Consider the following 5,118-nt stretch of genomic DNA (forward strand, 5'->3'; position numbering starts at 1 on the left):
TGGAAACGCTCACTAAAAACAAATTTGCTTTTGATATTTATCACCAGAGTTGGACTTCCTGCTCTGGCGAGCTCGCTTGTATTTGTGACTTTAGATCATATAGATCTGATCAGTCCCAATAAATTAATTAATGATACTAAACGATCTCCATTTGAAGGGATTGGAAAACCAGAACCTTTAAAGGAGAACTTAACGGGTTTCTGGTCTCGACGAATTGATGATTCTAACCGCCTAGTTTATGCCATTGAAAATAGTGCCATTGTGATTATTTCTTGCCGATATCACTAATAAAATCCTATACATGTAGGATACATGGAGATATATTTGAAAATCTATACTTTAATCCTTTGCTTGTAGGATTTTTATGGCAAAGCGTGTCACTCTATTTCCTAAACCAGATCCTTCTAGCTCTGTTGATGCTCAATGGCTCGGAGCGTTAATTCGCCATAAACGAACATCGGTTAAAATGACTTTGGAAGATGCTGCTGGCTTATGTGGTCTATCAAAGCAAGCCTATAATAATGTTGAACTAGGTGTTGAGAATAGTCGAGTTGAATCCTTGTTTAAGGCATTAAACGGTATGGGAATAAAATTATCGGTAATTGAAACTGTCGAGATTACTGATGACTGGGGGAATTTCGACGGTTAACCTCACAAAAGTTTAAATGACGATAGAAGGCTACTTACATCTTTGCAAGTTTAGCAAAAGTATTCTTATGATTTTTTAGAGTACGAATGGTGAGTTGGCGAACGAGCTCTTTCCCTTTCTCCCCTTCTAGACTCAGCTTTTTAGTCGCAACTATTTTAGGTCTTGGTACAATCTGTACGCCATATTTACTCAAATCGTTTTTCATACTCAGCTTTTACCTGTGGTACTGTTTGCCTAGGAAGGCTAACTATTTCATTACACTGTTCACAAACACCAATGAGGGTATTGTTAATCGTTGCAGAGTAATCATTGAAACTGATGTTACGAACTTGGTAAGTGACAGAAGAAAGTCCACAGTTATTGCAAATTCTAGTTCCTTTGTCACCGAAATTTTTAATTCTCATGGTAACGATCACTCTTTGTTTGCTGTGGCGGTTTATCACTTAAATGGTAGGATAATCTTCTCAGAAGTTTATTGAAACACCTTATTCAGTTTGAGGGGACTAAAAATCATGGTAAGTATTCAGCTTGAACTTGATGAATCCGTCAAATCAAAAGTAGAAGAAGCTTCAACCTTATTAGGCTGGCCAAACATTGAAGCATACGTACTAAAATTGATCGATGAAGATGCAAGTCGTGTTATTGCTGAGCACCAAAATATTCCCATCAGTGATGAGGAGTTTGATTCATTTTGGGACGTTTGTGAACAAGGCCTCGATCCAAATTCAGCTTTACTAAAAGCTAAAGCGGATACAAAAGAGTAAGATTTAAAATAGTAATGCAGTGTAATTAAATTTACTGTAAAAAAATTTGCAGTAATCACTTTATGGTTTAAGATTAGTAAAAGTCTTTTACTGGTCAATTTAAATGCAAAAGTTTTATAACCGTGAGAAAGAGCTAGGGTTACTTAGAAAGATTTCGCAAAACCTTACTACGCATAAAGGTCAGCTTAGTGTAATGGTGGGTAGAAGGCGTGTAGGTAAGACACGGCTATTGAGTGAAGCTTTTGCAGGACAAGATATTAAGTATCTCTATTTGTTTATTAGTCGCAAAACAGAAAGTTCTCTCGTTAATGAGTTTGCTGCAATTATTCAAAATGAACTCGGTGCTAAGTTTTTTCAGCCGCAAAGTTTAAAAGATATTTTTGAATATTTGCTGGATTACGCAAAAACAAATCCAATCACCGTGATTGTTGATGAATTCCAAGATATTCAAAGAGTAAATCCAAGCTTATTTTCTGATATTCAGAACCTCTGGGATTCATCAAAGCAATCTTCAATGATGCACTTAATCTGTTGTGGCTCGCTCTACAACATGATGACTAAAATCTTTAAGGGCAAGGATGAACCATTACTCAATAGAGATGATCGCTTCTTTAAAATTCAGCCTTTAAAACCAACTTATATTCGATCCGTTATAGAAGACCATGGAAAGTTTGATGCTGACACAATGCTCAATTGGTGGTGTTTATCGGGCGGTATCCCGAAATACCTTGAATGGTTAGCGAACTTTGCGAGTGAAAGCGACAACATATTTGAAGAAGTCATTTCAGACTTTTCACCTTTTATAAAAGAGGGGACGCATCGTCTGGTTGAAGATTTTGGGTCTGAGCATCGCATCTATTTCGATATTCTTGGTGCTATTTCACAGGGCAATACCAGTCGTTCGCAAATTGAAAATTATTTGGGAATTGGCGTTGGTGTGCACTTAGAAAAGCTTGAGGAAGACTTTGATTCCATTGCTAAGATGCGGCCGATAACCTCGAAAGAAACATCAAGGGACGTTCGGTACTCAATATCTGATCCATTTTTAAAGTTCTGGTTCCGCTTTATTCATGCTAATAAAAGTGCAGTTGAGATGGAAAACTATGAATACATCAGACGACACATCGCCAGAGATTTTGAAACCTACTCAGGCTGGGAGCTTGAGTCTCTATTTGAAGCGATATTGATGGAATCAAATAAGTTTGGTCGCATTGGCGGTTACTGGAATAGCAAAGGCAAAAATGAGATTGATATTGTAGCTATCAATGACCTTGATAAGAAAATATTGATTATTGAAGTAAAACGAAATCAGCAAAAGTACAAGGAAGCTAAGCTGATTGAGAAATCACATGATCTCCTCAAGAAGTTAAAGCTGAAGAACTACGAGATAACCTATCGTGGTTTTTCATTAGATAACTTAGTTGAAGTTATGGATGAGTTTTTGGGGTGATTTTAGCTTTTAATTCGACGTGCTGTATCAACAGCAGGATTAAGTTGATGTGAAAAAGACACCTATTCGAATCATTATGTGATTTGATTAGGTGTATTTCTGTGACTTTTTAATCAGCTCACTACTTTAAAGCCTCTAAATCCAGTAACTGAAACGCTGCCTTTAGAGGCGTTTTCAATATGGTTGCTCCACCATTCCATCATAGGACGCCTTCGTGCTAAGTAATCAGCGTGATTGTAGGCATTTCGTACTTGGTTATCGTCAACATGAGATAAAGCCGCCTCAACAAGATCACGATCAAAACCCTCAGAATTAAGCGTGGTACTTGCTAAAGATCTAAGCCCATGACTTACAAGACGGTTAGCATAGTCCATTCTTTTTAGTGCCATATTCGCTGTTTGGCTATTGCAATGTGATTGTGGGTTTCTGTCAGAAGGAAAGACATACGCCCGATGACTGCTAATTGGATGCATCACCTGTAAGATTCTAATCATAGAGTCAGTCAGAGGAACTGAATGTTCCTTGCGGCGTTTCATTTTTTCAGCGGGAATTGTCCAAACTCTGTTTTCTAAATCGAGTTCATTCCACTGTGTGGTTGCGGCCTCTACAGGGCGAGTTATAGTATGCAGTTGCCACTCGATTAAACATCGAGTATTTCGTTTGATAGAAGCATTCGCTATTGTGGCCATCAGTTCTGGTAGTTCCTCTGGCTTTAATGTAAGCACATTTTCAGGCTTTGGCTTTTTAAAACCTGCATTAATACCACTTAGCGGATTCGAAAATATCAATCCTGTATTGACGGCATAAACCATGACTTCATTGAGCCGTTGGCAAATTCGTTTAACTGTTTCTAAATGGCCAGCGGCTTCGATAGGTTTTAAAAGCTGGATCATGTTTGGAGCTGTAATGGTCGAAATGGGAGTATTGCCTAATTTAGGGAAAACATATCGTTCCAATGATCGCCAAACATCTTCCGCATAATTTGCAGAAACACTGTGCTTTTTGATTTCAAACCACTGCTCACTGACTCTTTTGAGCGTGTTATAGGCGAGGTCTTTTTCTCTTTGCTGCTGTTGGTTACGGTGTTCTTTGGGGTCAATGTTTTGGGCAAGGATACTTCTAGCGTCGATAGCTTGCTTTCTTGCCATTGCTAGCGTTACGCTAGGGTAAGTGCCAAGTCCCATATTAATCCGTTTTTTAGTCAACGGATGAATGTAGTTAAAGTTCCAAGACTTGGTTCCAGTGGTTCTGATTCTAAGCTGTAGGCCATCACCATCGCATAAAACCTTATCTTTCGACGAGGGTTTGACTCCCTTGATCTCCTTATCGGTGAGTCGAGTTACTTTGTTACCCATTTTCATCACCTTAATGTAAGTTTGTATTCCAGAAATTACTCCTAGTTTTGGATGAATACCACTGGGAATACAAAAATTAATGGTTGTAACGAAATTTAAGTGGAAGTTAATGGATGTTAATAGACACTAAGTGATTATATTTATAAAGTTTCATGCAATAAAAAAGACGTTCGAAGACGTCTTTGTTACTTAATTTGGTGGAGGCGGGGGGATTTGAACCCCCGTCCAGAAAGCCTACATCCTTTTTAAGCCGCCTTAAAACAATCACTTAGCTGATTTTATTAACTTTTGTTGATGGTATTCAATGGTATTTGATGTATGTAAATGAAGAATGCCGCCACTTTGTCGCCACTTTTTGTTTTACCAATTTACTTACTGGTTACCATTGATTTAATCTAGGCAATTATGCATAAAACGACCTAAATTTTATCAATTTCTTAGGACTGCAAATTAGCTGAATAATCCTGTGAATATTGTTTCCTATCTAGTACGGCTAAAATTTCTAATTTATCTTTTTTACTCAGGGAGCGGAATGTTCGAATATTCGGCAACATGTTCGATAGATGGGGAGCTAGAGAGAGGTGCAAAGTAAGCGATCATTTTGGGGGGCTAAAAAAAATCATTGATTCGAAGTGGATCCTTCTTCAATCGTCAACTTTTTAATTTGCTTAATTTGCCAATCAGAAAGATCTTTAGCTTTTAAATCTTCCTCTTTGATTGTCCCTGCTTTGAGTTGAAAATGATATTGTTTTCTGGTTTCTAATGTCAGTGGCTTATATAGTCGGTTCTGAAAAAATCCATTTCAAGAGTTAAAATGTACAGCATCTGATTTACGCAAAATTCAGAGCCGTACCCCAAAAGCAAGATTTCTTAGATTTTGCATCAATTTCACTACAAAAC

The 5,118-nt window shown here is 37.7% G+C and carries 6 protein-coding genes; 4 read left to right on the plus strand and 2 right to left on the minus strand.

From position 1 onward, the window contains the following. The first annotated feature begins 63 nt into the window (after positions 1 to 63). Both JQC92_RS20800 and JQC92_RS20805 read left to right on the plus strand, forming a co-directional pair. Complete coding sequence (locus tag JQC92_RS20800) at positions 64 to 288, plus strand: Txe/YoeB family addiction module toxin (RefSeq protein WP_239480664.1); 225 nt, start codon at positions 64 to 66, stop codon at positions 286 to 288. Between the two features lie 76 nt (positions 289 to 364). Then, the gene (locus tag JQC92_RS20805; RefSeq protein WP_205001452.1) at positions 365 to 649 is read left to right on the plus strand and encodes a helix-turn-helix domain-containing protein; all 285 of its coding nucleotides are present in this window, start codon (positions 365 to 367) and stop codon (positions 647 to 649) included. Positions 650 to 683: 34 nt separating this feature from the next. On the opposite strand, the gene JQC92_RS20810 is transcribed toward JQC92_RS20805, so the two are convergent. Next, positions 684 to 854 (minus strand): acetyltransferase, encoded by a 171-nt coding sequence (locus tag JQC92_RS20810; RefSeq protein WP_205001453.1) that lies wholly within the window; start codon positions 852 to 854, stop codon positions 684 to 686. Between the two features lie 307 nt (positions 855 to 1,161). On the opposite strand from JQC92_RS20810, the gene JQC92_RS20815 reads away from it, so the two are divergent. Continuing rightward, positions 1,162 to 1,413: a type II toxin -antitoxin system TacA 1-like antitoxin gene (locus JQC92_RS20815; protein WP_205001454.1), complete on the plus strand. Its 252-nt coding sequence runs from the start codon at positions 1,162 to 1,164 to the stop codon at positions 1,411 to 1,413. 103 nt (positions 1,414 to 1,516) lie between these two features. Next, positions 1,517 to 2,863, plus strand: coding sequence for an ATP-binding protein (locus JQC92_RS20820; RefSeq protein ID WP_205001455.1), 1,347 nt, complete (start codon positions 1,517 to 1,519; stop codon positions 2,861 to 2,863). Between the two features lie 113 nt (positions 2,864 to 2,976). On the opposite strand, the gene JQC92_RS20825 is transcribed toward JQC92_RS20820, so the two are convergent. Continuing rightward, a complete protein-coding gene (locus JQC92_RS20825) occupies positions 2,977 to 4,218 on the minus strand; it encodes an integrase domain-containing protein (protein ID WP_205001456.1) in 1,242 nt (413 codons plus the stop codon). Positions 4,219 to 5,118: the final 900 nt, after the last annotated feature.

It is taken from the genome of Parashewanella hymeniacidonis (assembly GCF_016900895.1).
In the GTDB taxonomy this organism is placed as follows: Bacteria; Pseudomonadota; Gammaproteobacteria; order Enterobacterales; family Shewanellaceae; genus Parashewanella; species Parashewanella hymeniacidonis.

Bases quoted from the DNA above. Each gene is read 5' to 3' on its own strand.
- JQC92_RS20805 (WP_205001452.1), top strand. From the start codon at position 365: ATGGCAAAGCGTGTCACTCTATTTCCTAAACCAGATCCTTCTAGCTCT.
- JQC92_RS20810 (WP_205001453.1), bottom strand. From the start codon at position 854: ATGAAAAACGATTTGAGTAAATATGGCGTACAGATTGTACCAAGACCT.
- JQC92_RS20815 (WP_205001454.1), top strand. From the start codon at position 1,162: ATGGTAAGTATTCAGCTTGAACTTGATGAATCCGTCAAATCAAAAGTA.
- JQC92_RS20820 (WP_205001455.1), top strand. From the start codon at position 1,517: ATGCAAAAGTTTTATAACCGTGAGAAAGAGCTAGGGTTACTTAGAAAG.
- JQC92_RS20825 (WP_205001456.1), bottom strand. From the start codon at position 4,218: ATGGGTAACAAAGTAACTCGACTCACCGATAAGGAGATCAAGGGAGTC.